This is a genomic window from Mycobacterium asiaticum, from assembly GCF_001673365.1.
Lineage (GTDB): Bacteria > Actinomycetota > Actinomycetes > Mycobacteriales > Mycobacteriaceae > Mycobacterium > Mycobacterium asiaticum_A.
In genome coordinates this window covers 1-24,574 of the sequence record NZ_LZLS01000002.1, presented here as the reverse complement: position 1 = coordinate 24,574, position 24,574 = coordinate 1, and the positions used below count along the sequence as shown (strand labels likewise).

The window sequence follows — 24,574 nt, the reverse complement described above, 5'->3', positions numbered from 1 at the left end:
TTCAGTGAGCCCGCTCACTAGGTGAAAAGCCGCGAAACTGACCTATTTGGCCTGCCAGGGCGTGATCCACGGTTTCGGCTCCCAATTTTTCCGCCCGGCAACAATTCTTTCCTGCGGCAGCATCACGTACTCGTTGTCGAAATCCGCTCGAATGATCGGGGGTCTTTCGGCCGGCGAAGCCAGGGCGGTCATGCTCAATCCTCTTGGGTGTGCAGGTAAAGGTCACGCAGACAAGCGATTTCGGCACCGTGATGGATCGCTTCCCGGTTGATGTGCAAGACCAACTCGCTGATCGCGTACTCGGCGTACGGACCTTCGGCCGGCCCGCACGGCCGGTTCAGGTCATCGGGCGACAGCGACCGCACGCCGGCTATCCACGTCGCGTACGCAGTGTCGAGTTGACCCAGCGCGGTTTCTGCGTCGGTGGCATACGACCAACTCTGGTAGTCGGCCGGCGGTGCGCCGAAGTGGCTGTGGTTGCGCATTGCGAACACCCCGACGATGACGTGGGCCAGGCGCCACGCGATCGTCGTGAACGGCACCGGAGTGGGAGGCGGGAATGCGAAATCCACCGTCCCGTGCGGATGCACTGTCCAGCAGTCGGGCACCGGCTCCCAGAAGTACTCGTCGTCGGTCAGGCCGCTCAGGCGCGGGCGCAGCTGCGTTTGCCAGTGCACGTCGAGTTGGTCGGCTAGTTGCGAGCTCAGATTCGCCATGACGGCCAGCCTTCCATCACCCACCGACAAGAACCTGGTTTGCAAACGGCTTTTTCGGGTGGGCTCAGCGCCGTAAGGTTCGGGCATGCAGGTGGTTTCGGCCGAGTCGACCGAACTGTTCGTCGGCCCGCCGGACCAGCCACTGCAACTGGTGCGGGTGACCATCACCGAGTGCACCGAGGCCACCACGATCCGCGTCGAAGGCGACGGCCTGCACGGGCAGGCGATCGTTTCGGGAGACCACGCCACCGAGGTGATCGAGGTTCCCGTCACCGTTGCGGGACCGGTCGTGGGGCAGCGACGGGCATCCCGCGTCGAAGCCGCCGGGTCGAGCCTGTCCTTCGAGTTCACCGTCGCCGAACCGGGCTGGACCATGTTCATGGTCAGCCATTTCCACTACGACCCGGTCTGGTGGAACACCCAGGGCGCCTACACCAGCGAGTGGGCCGAAGACCCGCCCGGGCGGGCCCGTCAGACCAACGGTTTCGAGTTGGTCCACGCCCACCTGGAGATGGCTCGCCGCGAACCCGAGTACAAGTTCGTGCTGGCCGAAGTCGACTACCTCAAGCCGTATTGGGACACCCGTCCCGAGGACCGCGCCGACCTGCGCCGCTTCCTAACCGAGGGCCGCATCGAGGTGATGGGCGGCACCTACAACGAACCCAACACCAATCTCACCAGTCCGGAGACGACGATCCGAAACCTGGTGCACGGCATTGGTTTCCAGCGCGACGTACTGGGCGCCGACCCGGCCACCGCGTGGCAGCTCGACGTGTTCGGCCACGATCCCCAGTTTCCGGGACTGGCCGCCGACGCCGGGCTGACCTCTAGTTCCTGGGCACGTGGACCCCACCATCAATGGGGTCCCGGCCAGGGCGGCGATATCGAGCGGATGCAGTTTTCCAGCGAGTTCGAATGGATCTCGCCATCCGGGCGTGGCCTGCTGACCCACTACATGCCGGCCCATTACTCGGCGGGCTGGTGGATGGACTCCTCGACCACGCTGGCCGAGGCCGAGGAAGCGACCTACGGGCTGTTCAGCCAGCTCAAGACCGTCGCGCTGACCCGCAACGTGCTGCTTCCGGTCGGCACCGACTACACCCCACCGAACAAGTGGGTCACCCAGATCCACCGTGACTGGGCGGATCGCTACACCTGGCCGCGGTTCGTCTGCGGGCTGCCCCGAGAGTTCTTCGCGGCCGTGCGTGCCGAACTCACCGAGCGGCGAACGGCGGCCTCCCCGCAGACGCGCGACATGAACCCGATTTACACCGGCAAGGACGTGTCCTACATCGACACCAAGCAAGCCAACCGGGCCGCCGAGAACGCGGTGCTGGACGCCGAACGGTTCGCCGTGTTCGCCGGCGCGCTGACCGGCGCCGAATACCCGCAGGCGGCCTTCGCCAAGGCGTGGGTGCAGCTGGCCTACGGCGCCCACCACGACGCCATCACCGGTTCAGAATCCGACCAGGTCTACCTCGACCTGCTCACCGGCTGGCGCGACGCGTGGGAGCTGGGGCGCACCGCCCGGGACAACTCGCTGCAGCTGCTGTCCAGCGCGGTCGCCGGGGGGCCCGACGCGGTGGTGATCTGGAACCCAGTGGCCCACCAGCGCAGCGACATCGTCACCGTCCGGCTGGATCCGCCGCTCGACGCCGGGGCGCAGGTGCTCGACTCCGCGGGCGCGCAGGTGCCGGCGCTCGTCGAGCACGACGGCGCGTCGGTGACCTGGTTGGCAACCGACGTGCCCGCACTGGGCTGGCGCAACTACCGCGTGGTCCCCAGTGCCCGTGCCGACGGCTGGCAGCCGGTCCCCGGTGTGCAGATCGCCAACGAGCACTACCGGCTGACCGTCGACCCGGGCCGCGGCGGCGCGGTGACCTCGCTGGTACAGAATCGCCGCGAGCTCATCGCCGACGGCAAGGTGGGCAACGAGCTCGCCGTCTACGAGGAGTACCCCGCGCATCCGACCCAAGGCGAGGGCCCATGGCACCTACTGCCGAAGGGGCCGGTGGTCTGCTCGGCTGCCGAGCCGGCCACCGTGCAGACCTACCACGGGCCGCTCGGGGAGCGACTGGTCGTGCGGGGCCGCATCGGGACCGTGTTGGGCTACACCCAGACGTTGACGCTCTGGCGTGGCGTAGCGCGGGTGGACTGCCAAACCACGATCGAAGACTTCACCGGCGAGGACCAGTTGCTGCGATTGCGTTGGCCGTGTCCGGTGCCCGGCGCGATGCCGCTCAGTGAGGTCGGGGACGCCGTGATCGGGCGCGGCTTCGCGCTGCTGCACGACGGCGCGAGGTCGGTGGACACGGCCCAGCATCCGTGGACGTTGGACAACCCGGCTTTCGGTTGGTTCGGCTTGTCCTCGACCATACGGGTGCGCGTCGGTGATGTCGTGCGGGCGGTGTCGGTGGCCGAAGTGGTGACTCCGTCCGAGACCTGGAACAAAGCGGCGCGCAACCTGATGGTGGCGCTCGTTCGGGCCGGGGTGACGGCCACTTGTAGCCATGCCGACCGACCTCGTTACGGACACCTGGACGTCGACTCGAACCTGCCCGATGCGCGCATCGCCTTGGGTGGGCCGGCCCGTAACGCATTCACCAAAGCCGTGCTGGCCGAAGCAGATTCGGCATACGCCGCCGAACTCGAAAGACAGCTGGCCGAGTCCGGCCGGGCGCGGGTGTGGGTGCCGGCCGCGGCGCCGCTCGGCGAGGTCTGGGTGCCCGACGCCGACCTGCGCGCCCCGCGCGCGCTGCCAGTGCTGATCGTCGACGGCAAAGGTGCGCGAAACCTGGCGGCGGCCATCAAATCAGTGGTCGAGGACCTGTCCCGTGCCGAGATCGTCGTCGCCCAGCGCGCCTCGTCGGGATCCGAACCCTTCGAGGACCGTACGGTCGCGATCCTCAACCGCGGTGTGCCCAGCTTTGCCGTCGAGGGACCGGGCGCCGACGGAACCCTGCACACCGCTCTGCTGCGGTCCTGCACCGGTTGGCCATCGGGGACCTGGATCGACGAACCGCGTCGCACCGCGCCCGACGGGTCCAATTTTCAACTGCAGCACTGGACCCACCACTTCGACTACGCGCTGGTTTCCGGCGACGGCGACTGGCGGCAGGTGGGCGTGCCGGCGCATAGCGCGCAGTTCTCGAACCCGCTGCTGGCCGTCGTTCCGCGAGAGCAGCACGGCGCGTTGCCGGCGGTCGGTTCGCTGTTGCGGGTCGAGCCCGACGCGGTGCAGCTGGCTGCGGTGAAGGCGGCCGGCAACCCGCTGGCTGCCGGCAGCGCCCAGCCCGTCACGCCCGGTGTGGTCGCAATGCGACTGGTCGAGTCGACTGGGGCCGCTGCCCGTGTCGTCGTCGGTTCCGATCTGGCCAGGGTGAGGGGACTCACGCAAGCGAACCTGCTGGAGGAGCCGCAACGGCGCTCCCGAACCGTCAACCTGCACGGCTATCAGGTGGCTACCCTGCTGGCGCGCCTGGATGTGCCAGATATCCCGTCCAACGCAACGGTTTTGGCGCCGCAAGCCGAGCCGGCCCAGCCGTTGTACGCCCGGTACTGGCTGCACAATCGGGGCCCGGCGCCGTTGGGCGGGTTGCCTGCCGTGGCCCACCTGCATCCCCAGCACGTCAGCGCTGAGCCCGGCCTGAAGGAAGTGGTGCTGCGGCTCACCGCGGCCAGCGACTGCACCGATTCGGCGCTGAGCGGCAAGGTCGAGTTCGCGTGCCCGGAGGGGTGGACGGTGGACCCGGCGGAACTCCCGTTTGATTTGGGCGCCGGTGAGTACCTGGAGACCGACGTCCTGGTGGGGATGCCGGCGCACACGCCGGCCGGGCAGTACCCGATCCGGGCCCAACTACGGGTTACCGACCCGGACGCCCCGGCCGCCTGGCGTCAACCGGTCGAGGACGTGGCCATCGTCGGGGTCGGCTCGGTCGGCAGCGAGCTGATCCATCTGGTCCAGGGTCCCGCCGACGTCGAACTGGCCGCCGGCACGACGGCACGACTTTCCGCCACGATCGGCAGTCGTGCGCACGCCGACCTGGCCGTGGAAGCACATCTCATCAGCCCGTGGGGGACCTGGGAGTGGATTGGCCCGGCCGCAGTCGGCGCCGAGCTGCCTGCGCTGGGCAGCGTCGACGTCGTATTCGAAGTGGCTCCACCGGTCTGGCTGGAACCCGGACAATGGTGGGCACTGATCCGGGTCGGCTGCGCTGGTCGACTCGTCTACTCGCCGGCGGTAAAGGTGACGGTGATATGAGCGATTCTTGCGTTGCGACCGTCGCGGGCAGCCCCGTGGCTGTAGCTGAGGTCGACGCGCGTGAGGCGCGGCTGCGCGGCGGTCATCGCCCCAACGTGCTGCCCGCACCGGGCACCAGCGAGGGTCGTCAATTGCGGCGCTGGCTCACCCAGCTGATCGTCACCGAACGGGTGGTCGCCGCCGAGACGACGGCGCGGGCGCTGAGCCTCTCCGGTGCCCCGGCCGAATCCGAACTGCTGCCCGACGTCACCGCACGGCTGGAGATCGGCAGTATCGCGGCCGCGGCACTGGCCGACCCGCGGGCCCGCGCACTGTTTGTTGCCGTCACCGCCGATGTCACCGTCGGAGACGACGACGTCGCCGACTACCACCGCCGCAACCCGCTCCGCTTCGCCGCAGCCCGCCCCGGCAGCCACGGCTGGCGAGTCCCCGCGGCGCGCGGCGCATCGCTGGAACAGGCGCGCCCGGCCGTCACCGAACATCTGCTGGCCGCAGCTAAACGACGTGAGTTTCGGGTGTGGCTGGACGCGCGCCGGGCCGCGTTGGTGCAACTCGCGCCCGGCTACGAACATCCCGGCGATCCCCGCCAACCCGACAACACCCACCGACACTGATGCTGACCCTCTGCCTGGACATCGGCGGCACCAAGATCGCCGTCGGCCTCGTCGACGACACCGGCGCGCTGGTGCACACCGCAACCTGCCCGACACCGGCCGGCGTTGCCGCCGAACAGGTTTGGTCCGCGGCCGAAGCATTGATCGGCGACGCGGTGCGCATCGCCGGCGGTGTGGTTGCTGGTGTGGGGATCGCGTCGGCCGGGCCGGTGAACCTGGCAGCCGGCACCGTCAGCCCGGTCAACATCGCGGCTTGGCGCGGATTTCCACTGCGGCAACGGGTTTCGACGTTGGTGCCGGGGGTGCCGGTACGGTTGGGCGGCGACGGCGTGTGCATGGCACTGGGCGAGCACTGGCAGGGCGCGGGGCGGGGCGCCGGCTTCCTGCTGGGCATGGTGGTGTCCACCGGCGTCGGCGGGGGACTGGTGCTCGAAGGGCTGCCCTACGACGGCCGCACCGGCAACGCCGGTCATGTCGGGCACGTGGTGGTCGACCCGGACGGTCTGAGGTGTGCATGCGGTGGCCGGGGCTGCGTCGAGACCGTCGCGTCGGGTCCGTCGATGACGCGGTGGGCGCGGGCTAACGGGTGGTCCGCGTCGCCCACCGCCGGCGCCAAGGAGCTGGCCGAAGCGGCATCGGGTGGAGACCCGCTGGCACTTAGGGCTTTTAATCGGGGCGCTCGGGCGCTGGCGGCGATGATCGCTTCGGTTGGGGCGGTGTGCGACCTGGATCTGGTTGTGGTCGGCGGGGGAGTGGCCAAGTCCGGAGCCCTGCTGTTCGAGCCGTTACTCGCGGCGCTGGCGGAATATGCCCGGCTGGACTTCCTGGCTGGTTTGCGCGTGGTGCCCGCTGAACTCGGTGGGAATGCCGGTCTGGTCGGCGCGGCGCGCCTTGCCGGGCTATAACGTCCTTGCCGACTGGACAGCGGTGACACCATTACTGCGTGGACCTGACGTGTGGGTCGTGCAGGACCGCCCTTGGCGCGACAGCGAAGTTCTGCAGCGAATGCGGAGCGCCGGCCGCACGTGTCCCGCGTTCCGCGGAATACAAGCAGGTGACGGTGCTGTTCGCGGACGTGGTGCATTCGATGCAAATCGCGGCAACGGTTGGCGCGGAGCGGTTGCGCGAGATCATGGCCGAGGTGGCGGGACGATGCGCGGCAGTTGTCGGACAATTGGGCGGCACGGTGGACAAATTCACCGGCGACGGCATCATGGCGGTCTTCGGTGCGCCGACAGCGTTGGAGGACCATGCACTGCGCGCGTGTCTAGCGGCGCTGGCCATTCAGGAGCAGGTTGTACCGCTGGCGGTCGAGGTCGGGCAACTCGACGGGGTCGAGTTGCGGCTTCGGGTGGGGCTGAACTCGGGTCAGGTGATCGCCGGCGAAATCGGTTCCGGTGCTCTGGGTTACACGGCAGTGGGGGAACAGGTCGGGCTCGCGCAGCGGATGGAGTCGGCGGCGGCACCCGGAGGGGTGATGCTCAGCGCGGCCACCGCGCGCCTGGTCGAGCAGGCGTTCGAACTCGGCCCCCCGGAATTCATTCGGATCAAGGGCGCTGACGAACCCGTGCCCGCCCGTCGACTGCATGGGCCGGCAGGATCTCGCGGCTCAGCAGTGCGAAACGAGTCGAATCTCGTTGGGCGGCAATGGGAAATGTCAGCTTTGCAAAGCTTGCTGCAGCGTGCGGTAGCCGGCCAGGGAACAGTGGTCGGTGTGGTCGGGTCGCCCGGCATCGGCAAGAGCCGGTTGGGCCGGGAGGCGGCAGCGGAGGCCGGTCTGCGCGGCATGGACGTCTTCATCAGTTTCTGCGAGTCGCATGCCCGCCAGATTCCATTTCACACGGTATCCCGACTTTTGCGGGCCACCAGCGGCGTTGAGGATCTCGACGACCAAGCCGCGCGTGACCGGGTTCGCTCCCAGGTTCCAGACGCGGATCCCGAGGATCTGTTGCTCTTCGACGACCTGTTGGGCATTGCCGATTCCGCCGTTGAGCTCCCGGCCATTGACTCCGATGCCCGACGACGGCGGTTGACTGCGATGGTCAACGCCGCGTCATTGGCCCGCGAAACCCCTGTCCTCTATGTCATCGAGGACGTGCATTGGATCGACGAGGTCAGTGAGTCGATGCTGGCTGAATTCTTCACCGTGATACCCCAGACCCGCGCGGTGGTGTTGCTTTCTTATCGACCGGAATATCAAGGACCGCTCAGTCGAGTGCCGGGTGCGCAGACGATATCTCTCGTCCCGCTCAGTGACGAGGAAAGCGCCACGCTTGTCTCGCAGTTGCTCGGCCCGGATCGTACGGTTGCGCCACTCGCCGATACCGTCGCCGCGCGGGCCGCGGGCAACCCGTTCTTTGCCGAAGAGATCGCGCGCGAACTGACCGAGCGCGGTGTCCTGCGTGGGTCGCTCGGGGCGTACGTCGCGGTTACCGAGGGGGCAGAGGTGACGGTACCGGCCACCTTGCAGGCGACCATCGCCGCGCGCATCGACCGACTCGGCGCGGAGGCGAAACGGACCCTCGGTGCAGCATCGGTGCTCGGCTCACGATTTGGCCTTGACTTGCTGATCGCGTTGGGGATCGAGCCGGTAGTTGCCGAGCTGTTGGACGGCGAATTCATCGATCAGGTCAGGTTCACCGGGAAACCCCAATACGCATTTCGCCATCCGCTGATTCGAACAGTGGCGTACGAGGCGCAGCTCAAATCGGATCGTGCCGAGATGCACCGCCGCCTGGCGGCCGCGATCGAGCAGCAAGACGCGGTTTCGGCCGACGAGCACGCTGCGCTGATCGCCGAACATCTGGAATCCGCCGGTGAACTCGACGCAGCGTTCGGCTGGCACATGAGGGCAGGCGCTTGGTTCGTCCACCGCGACCCAGCGGCGGCACGCACCAGCTGGGAGCGCGCGTCCAAAGCTGCCGATCGGCTACCGGAAGGCAGCCTTGACCGCGCCGCAAAGCAGATCGCTCCCCGCACCATGCTCTGCGCGAGCGCCTGGATGGTCGGTGGCAGCTTGGCCGACACCGGCTTCGATGAGTTGCGGCGCCTGGCAGACGCCCACGGCGACAAGGTGTCGCTCGCCATGGCAATGGCGGGGCGTTTGTCGTCCCTAATCGTGCACGCCCGCTTCAACGATGCGTCGGTCCTTGCGTCCGAACTCGTTGCCCTACTCGACTCGATCAACGATCCATTGCTGACATTGTCGCTGCTCTATTCAGCGATTGCCGCGAAGTATCAGGTCGGCGAGTTTGCCGAAGTATTGCGATTGGCGGACCGCATGATCGCGATAGCCGATGGGGATCCGCGAAAGGGCGACCTGGTCATATCGTCGCCGCTGGCAGCCGCGCTCGTGGTGAGCAGTTGCGTCCGATGTGGCTATGGCGACTCTGGATGGAAAGGCGTCATGGGCGACGCGCACGAGATGTTGCGCGACGTTGAGGCCGCGATTGTGCCGCGGCTGCGCAGCATGAGCATGGTCTTCGATCGGAGTCTGACCGTAATGAATCGGATCCTGCAACCGGACCAGGCTGATCTACTCGAAACTGCCGAGCTACTACATCTCGCCGAGCGATTCGGCGACGAGTTCACCCTGGCCGGTGCCCGTTATGCGCACGGACTGAACCTGACCCAGACCAGCGGCGCAGCCGACGAGGGTTTGGCCTTGCTTGCTGCGGCCAGGGAAGCGGCCTTGCGGGAGCGCTTCACCCTGGTTGCTGCTTGGGCCATTGACCTCATCCGTGCGCAGGAGCGTGACCAAGAGGGCGCGCTCGAATCGGCGCGGGTTGCCCTGGAGCGGGTGATCTCATCGGGCGACAGAGTCCATCCTCCGGCGGTGACGGCCGCTCTCGTGGATCTCCTGCTGCGCAGGGGTTCGGACGTTGACTTGCGTGAGGCGCAGGCGGCCGTTGACCGCTTGGCGGCCACGACGGTTGAGCAGGGTTATGTCCTCCAGGAAACCTGGCTGCTGCGGCTGCGGGCGCTGCTGGCGCGGGCTCGAGGTGACGAGGCGAGTTATCGCGACTACAGGGACCGGTACCTGGCGGTGGCATCCTCGAGCGGCTACGAATGGCACGTGAAGTTAGCCACCGAAATGACTTAGCGATGACTTAGCGATGTCTTAGCGATGGTGCACCAGACCGTTTTGGCTGATCGCCGCGGTCCGCGCTATGGTGGTGCCCGATCCACCGAAGACCGTCGGTCACCGAGCAATCGGTTGAAGGTCCGGGAACATCCCGGCGGCCCACGCAGGAGGACGAGGCATCTTGCCGGCCCGCGCGCCGGTATCGCAACGCCCCGGCCCAATCCTGCGCCGGGGCGTTAGTTGTTTCCGCGGTAGACGGAGACGCTAGTCCACACACTTACAGGAGGCATGCATGGCCAGGGCTGACAAAGCCACCGCCGTTGCAGACATCGCGGAGCACTTCAAGGCCTCGACGGCGACGGTCATCACCGAATACCGCGGTCTGTCCGTGGCCAACCTCGCCGAACTACGCCGTTCGCTCGGTGAGTCGACCACCTACGCGGTGGCCAAGAACACCCTCATCAAGCGGGCGGCGTCGGAAGCCGGCATCGAAGGCCTCGACGAGTTGTTCGCCGGGCCGACGGCGATCGCGTTCGTCACCGGTGAGCCGGTTGACGCCGCCAAGGCGTTGAAGACCTTCGCCAAGGAGCACAAGGCGCTGGTCATCAAGGGTGGCTACATGGACGGTCATGCGCTGACCGTCTCCGAGGTCGAGCGCATCGCCGACCTGGAATCCCGCGAGGTGCTGCTGGCCAAGCTGGCCGGCGCGATGAAGGGCAACCTCGCCAAGGCCGCCGGGCTGTTCAACGCGCCCGCGTCGCAGATGGCCCGCCTGTTGGCCGCCCTGCAGGAAAAGAAGGGCCAAGACGGTCCCGCCGCCGAAGCCGAGGCCGCACCGGCCGAAGCTGCTGCCACTGAAGCCGAATAACCCGAATCCCAACAAACCCCAGAAAAATTCAGGAGGAACACCATGGCAAAGATCTCCAGCGACGACCTGCTCGACGCATTCAAGGAAATGACCCTGTTGGAGCTGTCGGACTTCGTCAAGAAGTTCGAGGAGACCTTCGAGGTCACCGCGGCCGCTCCGGTCGCCGTCGCCGCGGCCGGCCCCGCCGGTGGTGGCGCCGCTGCCGAGGCCGCCGAGGAGCAGTCGGAGTTCGACGTCATCCTCGAGGCCGCCGGTGAGAAGAAGATCGGCGTCATCAAGGTGGTCCGCGAGATCGTCTCCGGCCTGGGCCTCAAGGAGGCCAAGGACCTGGTCGACAGCGCGCCCAAGCCGCTGCTCGAGAAGGTCGCCAAGGAGGCCGCCGACGAGGCCAAGGCCAAGCTTGAGGCCGCCGGCGCGACGGTCAGCGTCAAGTAACTCTGCCAAGCAGACGGAAAGCACCCGACACGCCGACTTAGGTTCGAGCGTGCGGGTGCTTTTACGTATTGTCGCCCCGAAGCGCGAGTTGCGAGCGCTGCACACTTTCGGGCGAATCGCCCATAGCGACCAGCAAGCTGCTGGTCATCTCTGCCAGCACCGGCATGAAGGCTGAGTCGTCGTCGCCGTAGAAGCCGGCAAGATCCAGCATCACGAAACCGTGAATCAATGCCCAGAACTGGGCCGCTATCGCCACCACCGATGCGTGGTCGTCTGCGGAGTGCGTGGTGATTCGCCCAGCAAGCATTGATCGGTGCACCGCCCGCACGATATGGGCGAAGCTGGGTTCACGCTGTTCGATCTCGGTGAGTTTCAGTTTCAGGACGTTGCCCGCCGGCGCATTGATGCCGTGCGCGCTGGTGCTGCCGAACATCAACCGATACATGTGGGGTCGGTCGCTGGCATAGCGCCGGTAGGCAGCCCCGATGGCCATGAGATCGGCCACCGGATCGTCTGTTTGTGGCACCGTCAGCGCGGCGGCAAATTGTCGCAATCCTTCTTCGGTCACCTGGGCGATGAGTTCGCGCATCCCGCCGAAGTGGGTGTACACCGCCATCGTCGAGGTCCCGGCGGCGCTGGCCACCTTGCGGGTTTGCAGCGCATCGGGACCGTGGTCGTTGAGAAGCCCCACGGCGGCGTGCAACAAGTCATCGCGAACGCTGCGTTGAGCCTGGGAAGAAGTCATCTCGCCAAACATTATTGCCATCTTCTCATCGCGGGCGTACGGTGCCAATAACGTTGAAATAACAATGTTATAGGAGCTCAAGACATGACAGCGATGCGGACGGTCGAATCCCGGAACCCCTACCTGGAGGGCTTTTTGGCGCCGGTGCGCGAAGAGGTGACCGCCCACGATCTGCAGGTCACCGGGCACATTCCGGAGCACTTGAGCGGTCGCTACCTGCGCAACGGACCCAACCCGGTCGCCGACGTGGACCCCGCGATCTACCACTGGTTCAGCGGCGACGCGATGGTGCACGGCGTGGCACTGCATGACGGGCGGGCCAGCTGGTACCGCAACCGCTGGGTGCGTACCCCGTCCGTCTGCGCCGCGCTGGGCGAACCGGAGCCAACGGGGTTGAACCCGCGAACCGGCATGCTCTCTGTCGGCCCGAACACCAACGTGCTCAGCCACGCCGGGCGCACGTTGGCACTCGTCGAGGGCGGCGGTGCCAACTATGAGCTCACCGAGGAACTGGACACCGTGGCGCCCTGCGACTTCGACGGCACCCTGTTCGGCGGCTACACGGCTCACCCGCACCGCGACCCGGCGAGCGGCGAACTGCACGCGTTGTCCTATTCCTTCACTCGTGGGCGCACGGTGCAGTACTCGGTGATCGACACGCAGGGTCGGGCCCGTCGCACCGTGGACATCGAGGTGAGTGGCTCCCCGATGATGCACGACTTCTCGCTGACCCGGGACTACGTCGTGATCTACGACCTTCCGGTGACATTTGATCCTGGACAGGTCATGCCGGTGAATGTGCCGCGCAGGCTGAGTGCACCGGCCCGGTTGGTGTTGGGCTCAATTCTGGGCCGGGTTCGGATCCCGAGCCCCGTCACGGCGATGATCAACCGCAATCGGCAGCCCATGCATCGGATGCCGTATCGGTGGAATCCGAACTACCCGGCCCGCATCGGCGTCTTACCCCGGGAGGGAGACAACAAGGACGTGCGGTGGTTCGAGATCGAGCCGTGCTATGTCTTCCACCCGCTCAACGCCTACACCGAGCAGCGCGACGGCGCAGAGGTGCTGGTCCTCGACGTGGTGCCCTACTCGCGGATGTTCGACAGCGACCTGCGCGGCCCGGGCGACACTCGACCCACCCTCGACCGCTGGACCATCAACCTCTCGACCGGCGCAGTCGCCACCGAGCGCCGGGATGATCGGCCGCAGGAGTTTCCGCGTATCAACGAGACCCTGACAGGTAGCCGGCACCGGTTCGGCTACACCCTCGGCGTTGACGGCGGCTACCTTTCCGACGGGTCCAATGACATGTCCACAACGGTGTACAAGCAGGACTACGCGACGGGATCAAGCGCGATTGCCCCGCTCGATCCGGACATTTTGATCGGCGAGATGTCTTTCGTGCCCAACCCCGGGGCCCAGGCCGAAGATGACGGGATCCTGATGGGGATGGGCTGCCACCGTGGCCATAGGGGCGGCCGTGCTGAAGGCATCTTGCTGATGCTCGACGCCCAGACATTGGAGACGGTCGCCACCGTGCACCTGCCGCAGCGCGTGCCGATGGGATTCCACGGCAATTGGGCGCCTGCGCAGTAACGGGAAGCGCTTAACGGGCCGCGAATATTGTTATCTTCCTAACCCTGATGCCATGCCACAGGCGTGCGCTACAGTGACTCAAGCCACAGAGGGCCTGGCGGTGGATTCGCGCGTCGACGGAAGGATTTCCCATGGGCGTCAGCATCGAGGTCAACGGACTCACCAAGTCCTTCGGATCCTCGAGGATCTGGGAAGACGTCACGCTTGAAATCCCCTCCGGGGAGGTCAGCGTCTTGCTGGGTCCGTCGGGTACCGGCAAGTCCGTGTTCTTGAAGTCACTGATCGGTCTGCTGCGGCCCGAGCGCGGCTCGATCATCATCGACGGCACCGACATCATCGAGTGCTCGGCCAAGGAACTCTACGAGATCCGCACGCTGTTCGGTGTGCTGTTTCAGGACGGCGCGCTGTTCGGTTCGATGAACCTCTACGACAACACCGCGTTCCCGCTGCGCGAGCACACCAAGAAGAAGGAAAGCGAGATCCGTGACATCGTCATGGAGAAGCTGCAGATGGTGGGTCTGGGCGGCGACGAGAAGAAGTTCCCCGGCGAGATCTCCGGCGGTATGCGCAAGCGTGCCGGGCTGGCCCGTGCGCTGGTGCTGGACCCGCAGATCATCCTGTGCGACGAGCCCGACTCCGGTCTGGACCCGGTACGTACCGCGTACCTGAGCCAGCTGATCATGGACATCAACGCCCAGATCGACGCGACCATCCTGATCGTGACGCACAACATCAACATCGCCCGCACGGTGCCGGACAACATGGGCATGTTGTTCCGCAAGCACCTGGTCATGTTCGGCCCGCGTGAAGTGCTGCTGACCAGCGACGAGCCGGTGGTCCGTCAGTTCCTCAACGGCCGCCGCATCGGTCCGATCGGTATGTCCGAGGAGAAGGACGAAGCGACCATGGCCGAAGAGCAGGCCATGATCGACGCCGGCCAGCACGCCGGTGGCGTGGAGGACATCGAAGGTGTGCCGCCGCAGATCCAGGCGACGCCCGGCATGCCGGAGCGCAAAGCCGTCGCCCGTCGGCAGGCCCGAGTTCGCGCGATGTTGCACACCCTGCCCAAGAGCGCCCAGGCCGCGATCCTCGACGACCTCGAGGGCACCCACAAGTACGCGTCCAAGGAATTCTGATCCGGTAGTCGCGGCGTCCACCCGCGCCTGTTAGGCGGGGTTCTGCTAGGCCAGATTCTTGTGCTACCACCGACCGTCGTTGGCTGCCCGTCGGCCCCTCACGCTGCGTGAATTCACGACAACTTCGCACAACTTGCCGCCTGTCCCTCTTGACGACAGGGCCTAAACGGGTCAATCTGTTGGGCAGCATGTGTGCGCGGGAATATCGAGGTGCCAGCCAGCGCCGTGAACCCACGGACCATCTAGGTCGGCCTAATTGTCGTGCCTATTTGAGGAATGTGCGCGCCTGCGCTATTGTTGGACGTTGCGCTGGCTACTTCCTGCCCACCTCACCATTGCCACTTGGCTGCTAAAGACATTGTGGTCTTAGCCTGAGCCCCTTCCTGAGGCTCAGCTATTTAGTTGCGTGCGTGAGATCCGGACAGTTCGTCCGCCAGCCGAACCCACAAATTATCTGCGGCGAAAAGGCTCGGAACAGGGGCACCGGATCGGTCCGGTTCGCACGGCTCCTACCAGGGCTCTCGTACGTCGCACGAGGTGCTGGAAGGACGCATCTTGGCTGATTTCCGCCAGAGCTCAAGCAACTCCGTACCTGGGGCGCCGAATCGGGTGTCCTTCGCCAAGCTCCGCGAACCGCTAGAGGTTCCGGGGCTGCTTGACGTTCAGACCGACTCTTTCGAATGGCTGATCGGCTCGCAGGACTGGCGCGACCGCGCGCTGGAACGTGGCGACGTCAGCCCCAAGGGCGGGCTGGAAGAGGTGCTCGACGAGCTGTCGCCGATCGAGGACTTCTCCGGCTCGATGTCGCTGTCTTTCTCCGACCCCCGCTTCGACGAAGTCAAGGCGCCGGTCGACGAGTGCAAAGACAAGGACATGACGTACGCGGCGCCGCTGTTCGTCACCGCCGAGTTCATCAACAACAACACCGGCGAGATCAAGAGCCAGACGGTGTTCATGGGCGACTTCCCGATGATGACCGAGAAGGGCACGTTCATCATCAACGGCACCGAGCGTGTCGTGGTCAGCCAGCTGGTGCGCTCGCCGGGTGTGTACTTCGACGAGAGCATCGACAAGTCGACCGAGAAGCTGTTGCACAGCGTCAAGGTGATCCCCAGCCGCGGTGCCTGGCTGGAGTTCGACGTCGACAAGCGCGACACCGTGGGTGTGCGCATCGACCGCAAGCGTCGTCAGCCCGTCACCGTGCTGCTCAAGGCACTCGGGTGGACCAACGAGCAGATCCACGAGCGGTTCGGCTTCTCCGAGATCATGATGGGGACGCTGGAGAAGGACAACACCGCGGGCACCGACGAGGCGCTGCTGGACATCTACCGCAAGCTGCGTCCGGGCGAACCGCCGACCAAGGAGTCGGCGCAGACCCTGCTGGAGAACTTGTTCTTCAAGGAGAAGCGCTACGACCTGGCCCGCGTCGGCCGCTACAAGGTCAACAAGAAGCTCGGCCTGAATGTGGGCGGGCCGATCACGTCGTCGACGCTGACCGAGGAAGACGTCGTCGCCACCATCGAGTACCTGGTCCGGTTGCACGAGGGCCAGCACACGATGACGGTGCCCGGCGGCAGCGAGGTGCCGGTGGAGACCGACGACATCGACCACTTCGGCAACCGCCGGTTGCGTACCGTGGGCGAGCTGATCCAGAACCAGATCCGGGTCGGCATGTCGCGGATGGAGCGCGTCGTGCGCGAGCGGATGACCACCCAGGACGTCGAGGCGATCACGCCGCAGACCCTGATCAACATCCGGCCCGTCGTCGCCGCGATCAAGGAGTTCTTCGGCACCAGCCAGCTCTCGCAGTTCATGGACCAGAACAACCCGCTGTCGGGTTTGACCCACAAGCGGCGTCTGTCGGCGCTTGGTCCCGGTGGTCTGTCGCGTGAGCGTGCCGGCCTGGAAGTCCGTGACGTGCACCCGTCGCACTATGGCCGCATGTGCCCGATCGAGACCCCGGAAGGGCCGAACATCGGTCTGATCGGGTCGCTGTCGGTGTACGCGCGGGTCAACCCGTTCGGCTTCATCGAGACGCCCTACCGCAAGGTCGTGGACGGTGTGGTTTCGGACGAGATCCACTACCTGACCGCCGACGAGGAGGACCGCCACGTCGTGGCGCAGGCCAACTCGCCGATCGACGCGGACGGTCGCTTTGTCGAGCCGCGCGTCCTGGTCCGCCGGAAGGCCGGCGAGGTGGAGTACGTGCCGTCGTCCGAGGTGGACTACATGGACGTCTCACCGCGCCAGATGGTGTCGGTGGCCACCGCGATGATTCCGTTCCTCGAGCACGACGACGCCAACCGCGCCCTGATGGGTGCCAACATGCAGCGCCAGGCGGTTCCGCTGGTGCGTAGCGAGGCACCGCTGGTCGGCACCGGTATGGAGTTGCGTGCCGCCATCGACGCCGGCGACGTCGTCGTCGCGGAGGAGGCCGGGGTCATCGAGGAGGTGTCGGCCGACTACATCACCGTGATGCACGACGCGGGCACCCGGCGCACCTACCGGATGCGCAAGTTCGCCCGGTCCAACCACGGCACCTGCGCCAACCAGTCGCCGATCGTCGACGCGGGCGACCGTGTCGAGGCCGGCCAGGTCATCGCCGACGGCCCCTGCACCGAGAACGGTGAGATGGCTCTGGGCAAGAACCTGCTGGTGGCGGTCATGCCGTGGGAGGGGCACAACTACGAGGACGCCATCATCCTGTCCAACCGCCTCGTCGAAGAGGACGTGCTGACCTCGATCCACATCGAGGAACACGAAATCGACGCCCGCGACACCAAGCTGGGCGCTGAGGAGATCACCCGGGACATCCCGAACGTCTCCGACGAGGTGCTGGCGGACCTGGACGAGCGCGGCATCGTGCGCATCGGTGCCGAGGTTCGCGACGGCGACATCCTGGTCGGCAAGGTCACCCCCAAGGGTGAAACCGAGCTGACCCCGGAGGAGCGACTGCTGCGCGCGATCTTCGGTGAGAAGGCCCGCGAGGTCCGTGACACTTCGCTGAAGGTGCCGCACGGCGAGTCCGGCAAGGTCATCGGCATCCGGGTGTTCTCCCGCGAGGACGACGACGAGTTGCCCGCGGGCGTCAACGAGCTGGTCCGCGTGTACGTCGCTCAGAAGCGCAAGATCTCCGACGGCGACAAGCTGGCCGGACGGCACGGCAACAAGGGCGTCATCGGCAAGATCCTGCCGGTGGAGGACATGCCGTTCCTGCCGGACGGCACTCCGGTCGACATCATCCTGAACACCCACGGGGTGCCGCGACGGATGAACATCGGCCAGATCCTGGAGACCCACCTGGGGTGGGTGGCTAAGGCCGGCTGGAACATCGAGGGTGCCCCGGAGTGGGCGGCGAACCTGCCCGAAGATCTGCGGCACGCACAGCCCAACCAGATCGTGTCGACACCGGTGTTCGACGGCGCCAAGGAGGAGGAGCTGCAGGGTCTGCTCGGCTCGACGCTGCCGAACCGCGACGGTGAGGTGCTGGTCAACGAGGACGGCAAGGCGGTGCTGTTCGACGGCCGCAGCGGTGAGCCGTTCCCGTACCCGGTGACCGTTGGCTACATGTACATCATGAAGCTGCACCACTTGGTGGACGACAAGATCCACGCCCGCTCCACCGGCCCGTACTCGATGATCACCCAGCAGCCGCTGGGTGGTAAGGCGCAGTTCGGTGGCCAGCGCTTCGGTGAGATGGAGTGCTGGGCCATGCAGGCCTACGGCGCGGCGTACACGCTGCAGGAGCTGTTGACCATCAAGTCCGACGACACCGTCGGGCGGGTCAAGGTTTACGAGGCGATCGTCAAGGGCGAGAACATCCCCGAGCCCGGTATTCCGGAGTCGTTCAAGGTGTTGCTCAAGGAGCTGCAGTCGCTGTGTCTCAACGTCGAGGTGCTGTCGTCCGACGGTGCGGCGATCGAGCTGCGCGAAGGCGAGGACGAAGACCTCGAGCGGGCTGCGGCCAACTTGGGAATCAACTTGTCGCGCAACGAATCTGCCTCCGTCGAGGATCTTGCGTAGATCTGTCCTCCTGTTTCATTACTAAACCCGCAAGGGGAAAGGGAGTTACGTGTTAGACGTCAACTTCTTCGATGAACTCCGCATCGGCCTGGCTACCGCGGAAGACATCCGTCAGTGGTCCTACGGTGAGGTCAAGAAGCCGGAGACCATCAACTACCGCACGCTCAAGCCCGAGAAGGACGGCCTGTTCTGCGAGAAGATCTTCGGACCGACTCGCGACTGGGAGTGCTACTGCGGCAAGTACAAGCGCGTGCGCTTCAAGGGCATCATCTGTGAGCGCTGTGGCGTCGAGGTGACCCGCGCCAAGGTGCGGCGTGAGCGGATGGGCCACATCGAGCTGGCCGCGCCGGTCACCCACATCTGGTACTTCAAGGGCGTGCCCTCGCGCCTGGGCTACCTGCTGGACCTGGCGCCCAAGGACCTCGAGAAGATCATCTACTTCGCCGCGTACGTGATCACCGCGGTCGACGACGAGATGCGGCACAACGAGCTGTCGACGCTCGAAGCCGAGATGGTGGTGGAGCGCAAGGCCGTCGAGGACCAGCGTGACGCCGACCTGGAAGCCCGCGCGCAGAAGCTGGAGGCCGACCTGGCCGAGCTGGAGGCCGAGGGTGCCAAGGCCGACGCCAAGCGCAAGGTGCGTGACGGCGGCGAACGTGAAATGCGTCAGCTGCGTGACCGCGCCCAGCGCGAGCTGGACCGGCTCGAGGACATCTGGACGACGTTCACCAAGTTGGCTCCCAAGCAGCTGATCGTGGACGAGAACCTCTACCGCGAGCTGCAGGACCGCTACGGCGAGTACTTCACCGGTGCCATGGGCGCGGAGTCGATTCAGAAGCTCATCGAGAACTTCGACATCGACGCCGAGGCCGACTCGCTGCGTGAGGTCATCCGAAGTGGCAAGGGGCAGAAGAAGCTTCGCGCTCTGAAGCGGTTAAAGGTGGTGGCCGCGTTCCAGCAGTCCGGCAACTCGCCGATGGGCATGGTGCTGGACGCCGTCCCGGTGATCCCGCCGGAACTGCGCCCGATGGTGCAGCTCGACGGTGGCCGGTTCGCCACCTCGGACCTCAACGACCTGTACCGCCGCGTGATCAACCGGAATAACCGGTTGAAGCGACTGATCGACCTCGGCGCGCCCGAGATCATCGTCAACAACGAGAAGCGCATGCTGCAGGAGTCCGTGGACGCGCTGTTCGACAACGGACGTCGCGGCCGGCCCGTCACTGGACCCGGCAACCGTCCGCTGAAGTCGCTGTCTGACCTACTCAAGGGCAAGCAGGGCCGGTTCCGGCAAAACCTACTGGGTAAGCGCGTCGACTACTCGGGCCGTTCGGTCATCGTGGTCGGCCCGCAGCTCAAGCTGCACCAGTGCGGTCTGCCCAAGTTGATGGCGCTCGAGCTGTTCAAGCCGTTCGTGATGAAGCGACTGGTCGACCTCAACCACGCGCAGAACATCAAGAGCGCCAAGCGGATGGTGGAGCGCCAGCGTCCGCAGGTGTGGGACGTGCTGGAAGAAGTCATCGCCGAGCACCCCGTGCTGCTGAACCGTGCACCTACCCTGCACCGGCTGGGCATCCAGGCTTTCGAGCCAATGCTGGTGGAAGGCAAGGCTATTCAGCTGCACCCGTTGGTGTGTGAGGCGTTCAACGCCGACTTCGACGGTGACCAGATGGCCGTGCACCTGCCGCTGTCGGCAGAGGCGCAGGCCGAGGCTCGCATCCTGATGCTGTCGAGCAACAACATCCTCTCGCCCGCCTCCGGCCGCCCGCTGGCCATGCCGCGTCTGGACATGGTGACCGGGTTGTTCTATCTGACCACCGAGGTCGAAGGTGACAAGGGCGCGTTCCAGCCGTCCGGCAAGGACACTCCGGAGGAGGGCGTGTACTCCTCGCCCGCCGAGGCGATCATGGCGGCCGACCGCGGTGTGCTGTCGGTTCGCGCCAAGATCAAGGTGCGGCTGACCCAGCTGCGTCCGCCGGCCGAGATCGAGGCCGAGCGGTTCGGCGCGAATGGGTGGCAGCCGGGCGACGCCTGGGTGGCCGAGACCACGCTGGGCCGGGTGCTGTTCAACGAACTACTGCCGCTGGGCTACCCGTTCGTGAACAAGCAGATGCACAAGAAGGTGCAGGCCGCGATCATCAACGATCTGGCCGAGCGCTACCCGATGATCGTGGTCGCCCAGACCGTCGACAAGCTCAAGGACGCCGGCTTCTACTGGGCGACCCGAAGCGGCGTGACGGTCTCGATGGCCGACGTGCTGGTGCCGCCGCGCAAGAAGGAGATCCTCGACGCCTACGAGGAGCGGGCGGAGAAGGTCGAAAAGCAGTTCCAGCGTGGTGCTTTGAACCACGACGAACGCAACGAGGCCCTGGTCGAGATCTGGAAGGAAGCCACCGACGAGGTCGGTCAGGCGCTCCGGGAGCACTACCCCAGCGACAACCCGATCATCACGATCGTGGAGTCCGGTGCCACCGGTAACTTCACCCAGACCCGAACGCTGGCCGGCATGAAGGGTCTGGTGACCAACCCCAAGGGTGAGTTCATTCCGCGCCCGATCAAGTCGTCGTTCCGCGAGGGCCTGACCGTGCTGGAGTACTTCATCAACACCCACGGTGCTCGAAAGGGCTTGGCGGACACCGCATTGCGTACCGCCGACTCCGGTTACCTGACTCGTCGTCTGGTGGACGTCAGCCAGGACGTCATCGTGCGCGAGCACGACTGCGAGACCGAGCGCGGTATTTTGGTCGAGCTCGCCGAGCGTCAGCCTGACGGCACGCTGATCCGTGACCCGTACATCGAAACCTCGGCGTACGCACGGACTTTGGGTGCCGACGCGGTCGACGAGGCCGGCAACGTCGTCGTCGCCCGTGGCGAGGACCTCGGGGACCCGTCGATCGAGGCCCTGCTGGCCGCGGGCATCACGCAGGTGAAGGTGCGTTCGGTGCTGACCTGCACCACCGGAACCGGCGTCTGCGCGACCTGCTACGGACGTTCGATGGCCACCGGCAAGCTGGTCGACATCGGCGAGGCCGTGGGCATCGTCGCCGCCCAGTCCATCGGTGAGCCCGGCACGCAGCTGACCATGCGTACCTTCCACCAGGGTGGTGTGGGTGAGGACATCACCGGCGGTCTGCCGCGTGTCCAGGAGCTGTTCGAGGCCCGCGTCCCGCGGGGCAAGGCGCCGATCGCCGACGTCACCGGTCGGGTGCGGCTCGAGGACGGCGAGCGCTTCTACAAGATCACCATCGTTCCCGACGACGGTGGCGAGGAAGTGGTCTACGACAAGCTGTCCAAGCGTCAGCGTCTGCGCGTGTTCAAGCACGAGGACGGCTCCGAGCGGGTGCTCTCGGACGGCGACCACGTGGAGGTGGGCCAGCAGCTGATGGAAGGCTCGGCCGACCCGCACGAGGTGCTGCGTGTGCAGGGCCCACGCGAGGTGCAGATCCACCTGGTCCGCGAGGTCCAGGAGGTCTACCGCGCCCAGGGTGTGTCGATCCACGACAAGCACATCGAGGTGATCGTTCGCCAGATGCTGCGCCGGGTCACCATCATCGACTCGGGCTCGACGGAGTTCCTGCCTGGCTCGCTGATCGACCGTGCGGAGTTCGAGGCGGAGAACCGTCGGGTGGTGGCCGAAGGCGGCGAGCCCGCTGCCGGACGTCCGGTGCTGATGGGTATCACCAAGGCGTCGCTGGCCACCGACTCGTGGCTGTCGGCGGCGTCGTTCCAGGAGACCACGCGAGTGCTGACCGATGCGGCGATCAACTGCCGCAGCGACAAGCTCAACGGTCTGAAGGAGAACGTGATCATCGGAAAGCTGATCCCGGCCGGTACCGGTATCAACCGCTACCGCAACATCCAGGTTCAGCCGACCGAAGAGGCCCGCGCCGCGGCGTACACCATCCCGTCCTACGAGGACCAGTACTACAGCCCAGACTTCGGTCAGGCCACCGGTGCTGCGGTTCCGTTGGACGACTACGGGTACAGCGACTACCGGTAGCTAGCGCGAGCAAGCCGCAAAAGCACCCGCACGCTCGGCGTGTCGGGTGCTTTTGCGTTGCTCGCGCAACCTAGCGCACGGTGAACTCGTGGGTGGTCGACTGGAAAGGCTCCAGCCGGCCATGCCTATCGCGGGTCATCCCGTGATGGACCAGGCGATACTGTCCGGGCGACGCATCGGCGGGAATGTCCCAGCGGATGCTGACCCGCGACCCGCTGCGGCCCTCGCGCTGCCAACGGAAAGTCGTCGACCAGTCTCCGTCATCGGCCACCCGCGCCCAGTTGTCACCTTCGAGGTGCATCACCTCGAGGAAGGTCCGGTTGCGGTGGACGTCGTTGTTCGGATGGGCACTGACGAAGACGGCTTCCACCGAATCGCCCGGGTGGTACGTCGCATCAGGCTCAGCGATGATCGCGCCGAAGGATCCGGTGTCGGCGCGCCCGGTCCTTAGCCAGCTGCGTGGTTTGTTGGGACGCGGGCCGGCGGCCGGCGGGACGGGTCGGCCGTCGCGCATCGCTTCGGCGAGTCCGGCCACGGTTTGCATGAGCGCCGGTAGCTCCCATCGTCCGAACAGCGTGCTGCCGCCTTCGTAGCGCTGCTCGAGGTATTCCTCGGGCGTGGTGACGTAGTGGATGTAGGCGTTGCAATAGCCGACGCACAACACGTCGTTCAGTTCGGCGCCGACGATCGAAGCCACCGTGCGACGCAGTCGCAGTCCCGAGACGATGGTCGGTTCGCCCGGGATGCCGATCAGGTAGAGGCGCCCGATCCGCACCAGGTGCACGGGCACGATCTCCTGGATGAAGGGCTGCACCCGGTTCAACAGGTGCGCCGGCAGCACCATGCCCTTCGGCTCCTGCACCGCTCGCAGCACCTTGGCCGTCCGGTAGATGCCACGGGATACGGTGTCCCAGAATAGGTTTCGGCCTTGACGGAAACCGCGGAAGCCTTCGCCCTCATCGGTGCCGGCGAACATCGCAGCGGCGATCATCGGCCGTCCGGTGCGACGCTCGCGACCGTCCGGTGTGTAATCACCGCGGATGTGCACCGCACTTAGATCGACGTAGGTGAAGCAAGAATCCACCGTGTCGCCAATCGGCGTCCCACGGCCCAATTGCCCGTAGGCGTCCTCGAATTGGGACAGCCCGATCTGTCGGGTGTTCTGCAGTTCGTCCTGGGCCCTCGACGGTCCATAACCGACGGGTCCGTCGACGTGAGGGCTCATATCCCCAGCGTTCGTCTGCGCGAATGCGGCGATGAAATCTGGCTGACCGGACAGGTAATCGGCGGCGCCAATGCAGCGTTCCCAGTGGTAGGCGGCGACTCCCTTGTTGTCTGAGGAGATGAGCAGGTTGCGGTTGGTCATGCTGGTGCCGTGGGTGGCGAAGAAGTGAATGGCGCCCACGGTGCGATCGCCGCGGTCGATCTGCACCAGGGTGGTAAGCGGGTCGACCCGTTCGGGGAAGAAGTCGCGGTCGCTGGCCGGATTGCGGTCGAAGGATGTGGGGGACCGGTTGATGCTCGCGTCGCGCAACTCGCCGTGTGAGAGCGTCACGTCCGCGGGTGCCAGGTCCTCGTGGGCGTATCGCACGGCTTCGACGATCCCGTCGACGATCGCCGTGAAAGTCGCGGGCCGGAAGCCGCTTGTCGAGAGGTTGTAGAGCAGTTGTGCGCAGTAGCCGCCGGGGCCGGCGTGCGTGTGCGTCGTCGTGATCAGCGTGTTGCGCGCGGTGTAGGTGTCGCCGTAGGACATCGCCAGCAGGCGTAGCACTTCGTCGGTGACATTCTGTGCGGGAAGGGGCAATTCGGCGACGACGATCAGCACCCGTGCTGTCCCGGAGTCGAAAACGAACGCCCGGGCCCGCAGTCGCAGGTGGATGCCGCCGGTGCGCTGATTGGTCTTGCCGTAGCCGAGCATGCCGCATTCGGCCGCCTCACCGGTGATATCGGAGATGCCCCGTCCTACCGAAAGACCTGCCGAAAGCAAAGCGCTACCTCCAACATCGCGTGCCTACGGAGCAATGATCAATACCTGTGGATGAGCCTCGGCGAGGCGGCCTGAAAGTGGGCGCACCTTCCCGAGGATGATCTTC

At 66.0% G+C, this 24,574-nt stretch carries 14 protein-coding genes; 10 read left to right on the top strand and 4 right to left on the bottom strand.

The window, feature by feature from the left end:
- Positions 1–42: 42 nt before the first annotated feature.
- Both A5634_RS27860 and A5634_RS00100 read right to left on the bottom strand, forming a co-directional pair.
- On the bottom strand, positions 43–192 hold the full coding sequence (locus A5634_RS27860) for a hypothetical protein (RefSeq protein WP_155769265.1): 150 nt from the start codon (positions 190–192) through the stop codon (positions 43–45).
- A 2-nt stretch (positions 193–194) separates the two neighbouring features.
- Complete coding sequence (locus tag A5634_RS00100; protein WP_065142079.1) at positions 195–716, bottom strand: DinB family protein; 522 nt, start codon at positions 714–716, stop codon at positions 195–197.
- Positions 717–801: 85 nt separating this feature from the next.
- On the opposite strand from A5634_RS00100, the gene A5634_RS00095 reads away from it, so the two are divergent.
- The 6 genes from A5634_RS00095 (at position 802) to rplL (ending at position 10,978) form a co-directional block, all read left to right on the top strand.
- Positions 802–4,977, top strand: a complete 4,176-nt coding sequence (locus tag A5634_RS00095; RefSeq protein ID WP_065142061.1) for an NEW3 domain-containing protein — start codon at positions 802–804, stop codon at positions 4,975–4,977.
- Entirely contained in the window at positions 4,974–5,591 is a 618-nt protein-coding gene (locus A5634_RS00090; protein WP_065142060.1) for a DUF7158 domain-containing protein, read from the top strand. The genes A5634_RS00095 and A5634_RS00090 overlap by 4 nt, the downstream gene beginning before the upstream one ends.
- A complete protein-coding gene (locus tag A5634_RS00085) occupies positions 5,591–6,496 on the top strand; it encodes an ROK family protein (protein WP_065142059.1) in 906 nt (301 codons plus the stop codon). The genes A5634_RS00090 and A5634_RS00085 overlap by 1 nt, the downstream gene beginning before the upstream one ends.
- A 38-nt stretch (positions 6,497–6,534) precedes the next feature.
- A complete protein-coding gene (locus A5634_RS00080; RefSeq protein ID WP_065142058.1) occupies positions 6,535–9,693 on the top strand; it encodes an ATP-binding protein in 3,159 nt (1,052 codons plus the stop codon).
- A 274-nt stretch (positions 9,694–9,967) separates the two neighbouring features.
- Entirely contained in the window at positions 9,968–10,543 is a 576-nt protein-coding gene (gene rplJ, locus A5634_RS00075) for a 50S ribosomal protein L10 (protein WP_065142057.1), read from the top strand.
- Between the two features lie 42 nt (positions 10,544–10,585).
- On the top strand, positions 10,586–10,978 hold the full coding sequence (rplL, locus tag A5634_RS00070) for a 50S ribosomal protein L7/L12 (RefSeq protein WP_065142056.1): 393 nt from the start codon (positions 10,586–10,588) through the stop codon (positions 10,976–10,978).
- Positions 10,979–11,039: 61 nt separating this feature from the next.
- Here rplL and A5634_RS00065 read toward each other — a convergent pair whose 3' ends face one another.
- On the bottom strand, positions 11,040–11,723 hold the full coding sequence (locus A5634_RS00065) for a TetR/AcrR family transcriptional regulator (protein ID WP_065142078.1): 684 nt from the start codon (positions 11,721–11,723) through the stop codon (positions 11,040–11,042).
- A gap of 84 nt (positions 11,724–11,807) precedes the next feature.
- Here A5634_RS00065 and A5634_RS00060 point away from each other — a divergent pair, with 84 nt between their 5' ends.
- The 4 genes from A5634_RS00060 (at position 11,808) to A5634_RS00045 (ending at position 22,481) form a co-directional block, all read left to right on the top strand.
- Positions 11,808–13,322, top strand: coding sequence for a carotenoid oxygenase family protein (locus tag A5634_RS00060; RefSeq protein WP_065142055.1), 1,515 nt, complete (start codon positions 11,808–11,810; stop codon positions 13,320–13,322).
- A 131-nt stretch (positions 13,323–13,453) separates the two neighbouring features.
- A complete protein-coding gene (locus A5634_RS00055; protein ID WP_065142054.1) occupies positions 13,454–14,458 on the top strand; it encodes an ABC transporter ATP-binding protein in 1,005 nt (334 codons plus the stop codon).
- Between the two features lie 537 nt (positions 14,459–14,995).
- Positions 14,996–18,481 carry a DNA-directed RNA polymerase subunit beta gene (rpoB, locus tag A5634_RS00050; protein ID WP_065142053.1) on the top strand — a complete coding sequence of 1,162 codons (3,486 nt, stop codon included), beginning with the start codon at positions 14,996–14,998 and terminating at the stop codon, positions 18,479–18,481.
- Between the two features lie 49 nt (positions 18,482–18,530).
- Entirely contained in the window at positions 18,531–22,481 is a 3,951-nt protein-coding gene (locus A5634_RS00045) for a DNA-directed RNA polymerase subunit beta' (protein ID WP_065142052.1), read from the top strand.
- A 70-nt stretch (positions 22,482–22,551) separates the two neighbouring features.
- On the opposite strand, the gene A5634_RS00040 is transcribed toward A5634_RS00045, so the two are convergent.
- On the bottom strand, positions 22,552–24,468 hold the full coding sequence (locus tag A5634_RS00040; protein ID WP_301337091.1) for a neutral ceramidase: 1,917 nt from the start codon (positions 24,466–24,468) through the stop codon (positions 22,552–22,554).
- Positions 24,469–24,574 lie beyond the last annotated feature (106 nt).

Excerpts from the sequence above, each read along its gene's own strand:
- A5634_RS27860 (WP_155769265.1), bottom strand. The coding sequence starts at position 192 with ATGACCGCCCTGGCTTCGCCGGCCGAAAGACCCCCGATCATTCGAGCG.
- A5634_RS00100 (WP_065142079.1), bottom strand. The coding sequence starts at position 716 with ATGGCGAATCTGAGCTCGCAACTAGCCGACCAACTCGACGTGCACTGG.
- A5634_RS00095 (WP_065142061.1), top strand. The coding sequence starts at position 802 with ATGCAGGTGGTTTCGGCCGAGTCGACCGAACTGTTCGTCGGCCCGCCG.
- A5634_RS00090 (WP_065142060.1), top strand. The coding sequence starts at position 4,974 with ATGAGCGATTCTTGCGTTGCGACCGTCGCGGGCAGCCCCGTGGCTGTA.
- A5634_RS00085 (WP_065142059.1), top strand. The coding sequence starts at position 5,591 with ATGCTGACCCTCTGCCTGGACATCGGCGGCACCAAGATCGCCGTCGGC.
- rplJ (WP_065142057.1), top strand. The coding sequence starts at position 9,968 with ATGGCCAGGGCTGACAAAGCCACCGCCGTTGCAGACATCGCGGAGCAC.
- rplL (WP_065142056.1), top strand. The coding sequence starts at position 10,586 with ATGGCAAAGATCTCCAGCGACGACCTGCTCGACGCATTCAAGGAAATG.
- A5634_RS00065 (WP_065142078.1), bottom strand. The coding sequence starts at position 11,723 with ATGACTTCTTCCCAGGCTCAACGCAGCGTTCGCGATGACTTGTTGCAC.
- A5634_RS00060 (WP_065142055.1), top strand. The coding sequence starts at position 11,808 with ATGACAGCGATGCGGACGGTCGAATCCCGGAACCCCTACCTGGAGGGC.
- A5634_RS00055 (WP_065142054.1), top strand. The coding sequence starts at position 13,454 with ATGGGCGTCAGCATCGAGGTCAACGGACTCACCAAGTCCTTCGGATCC.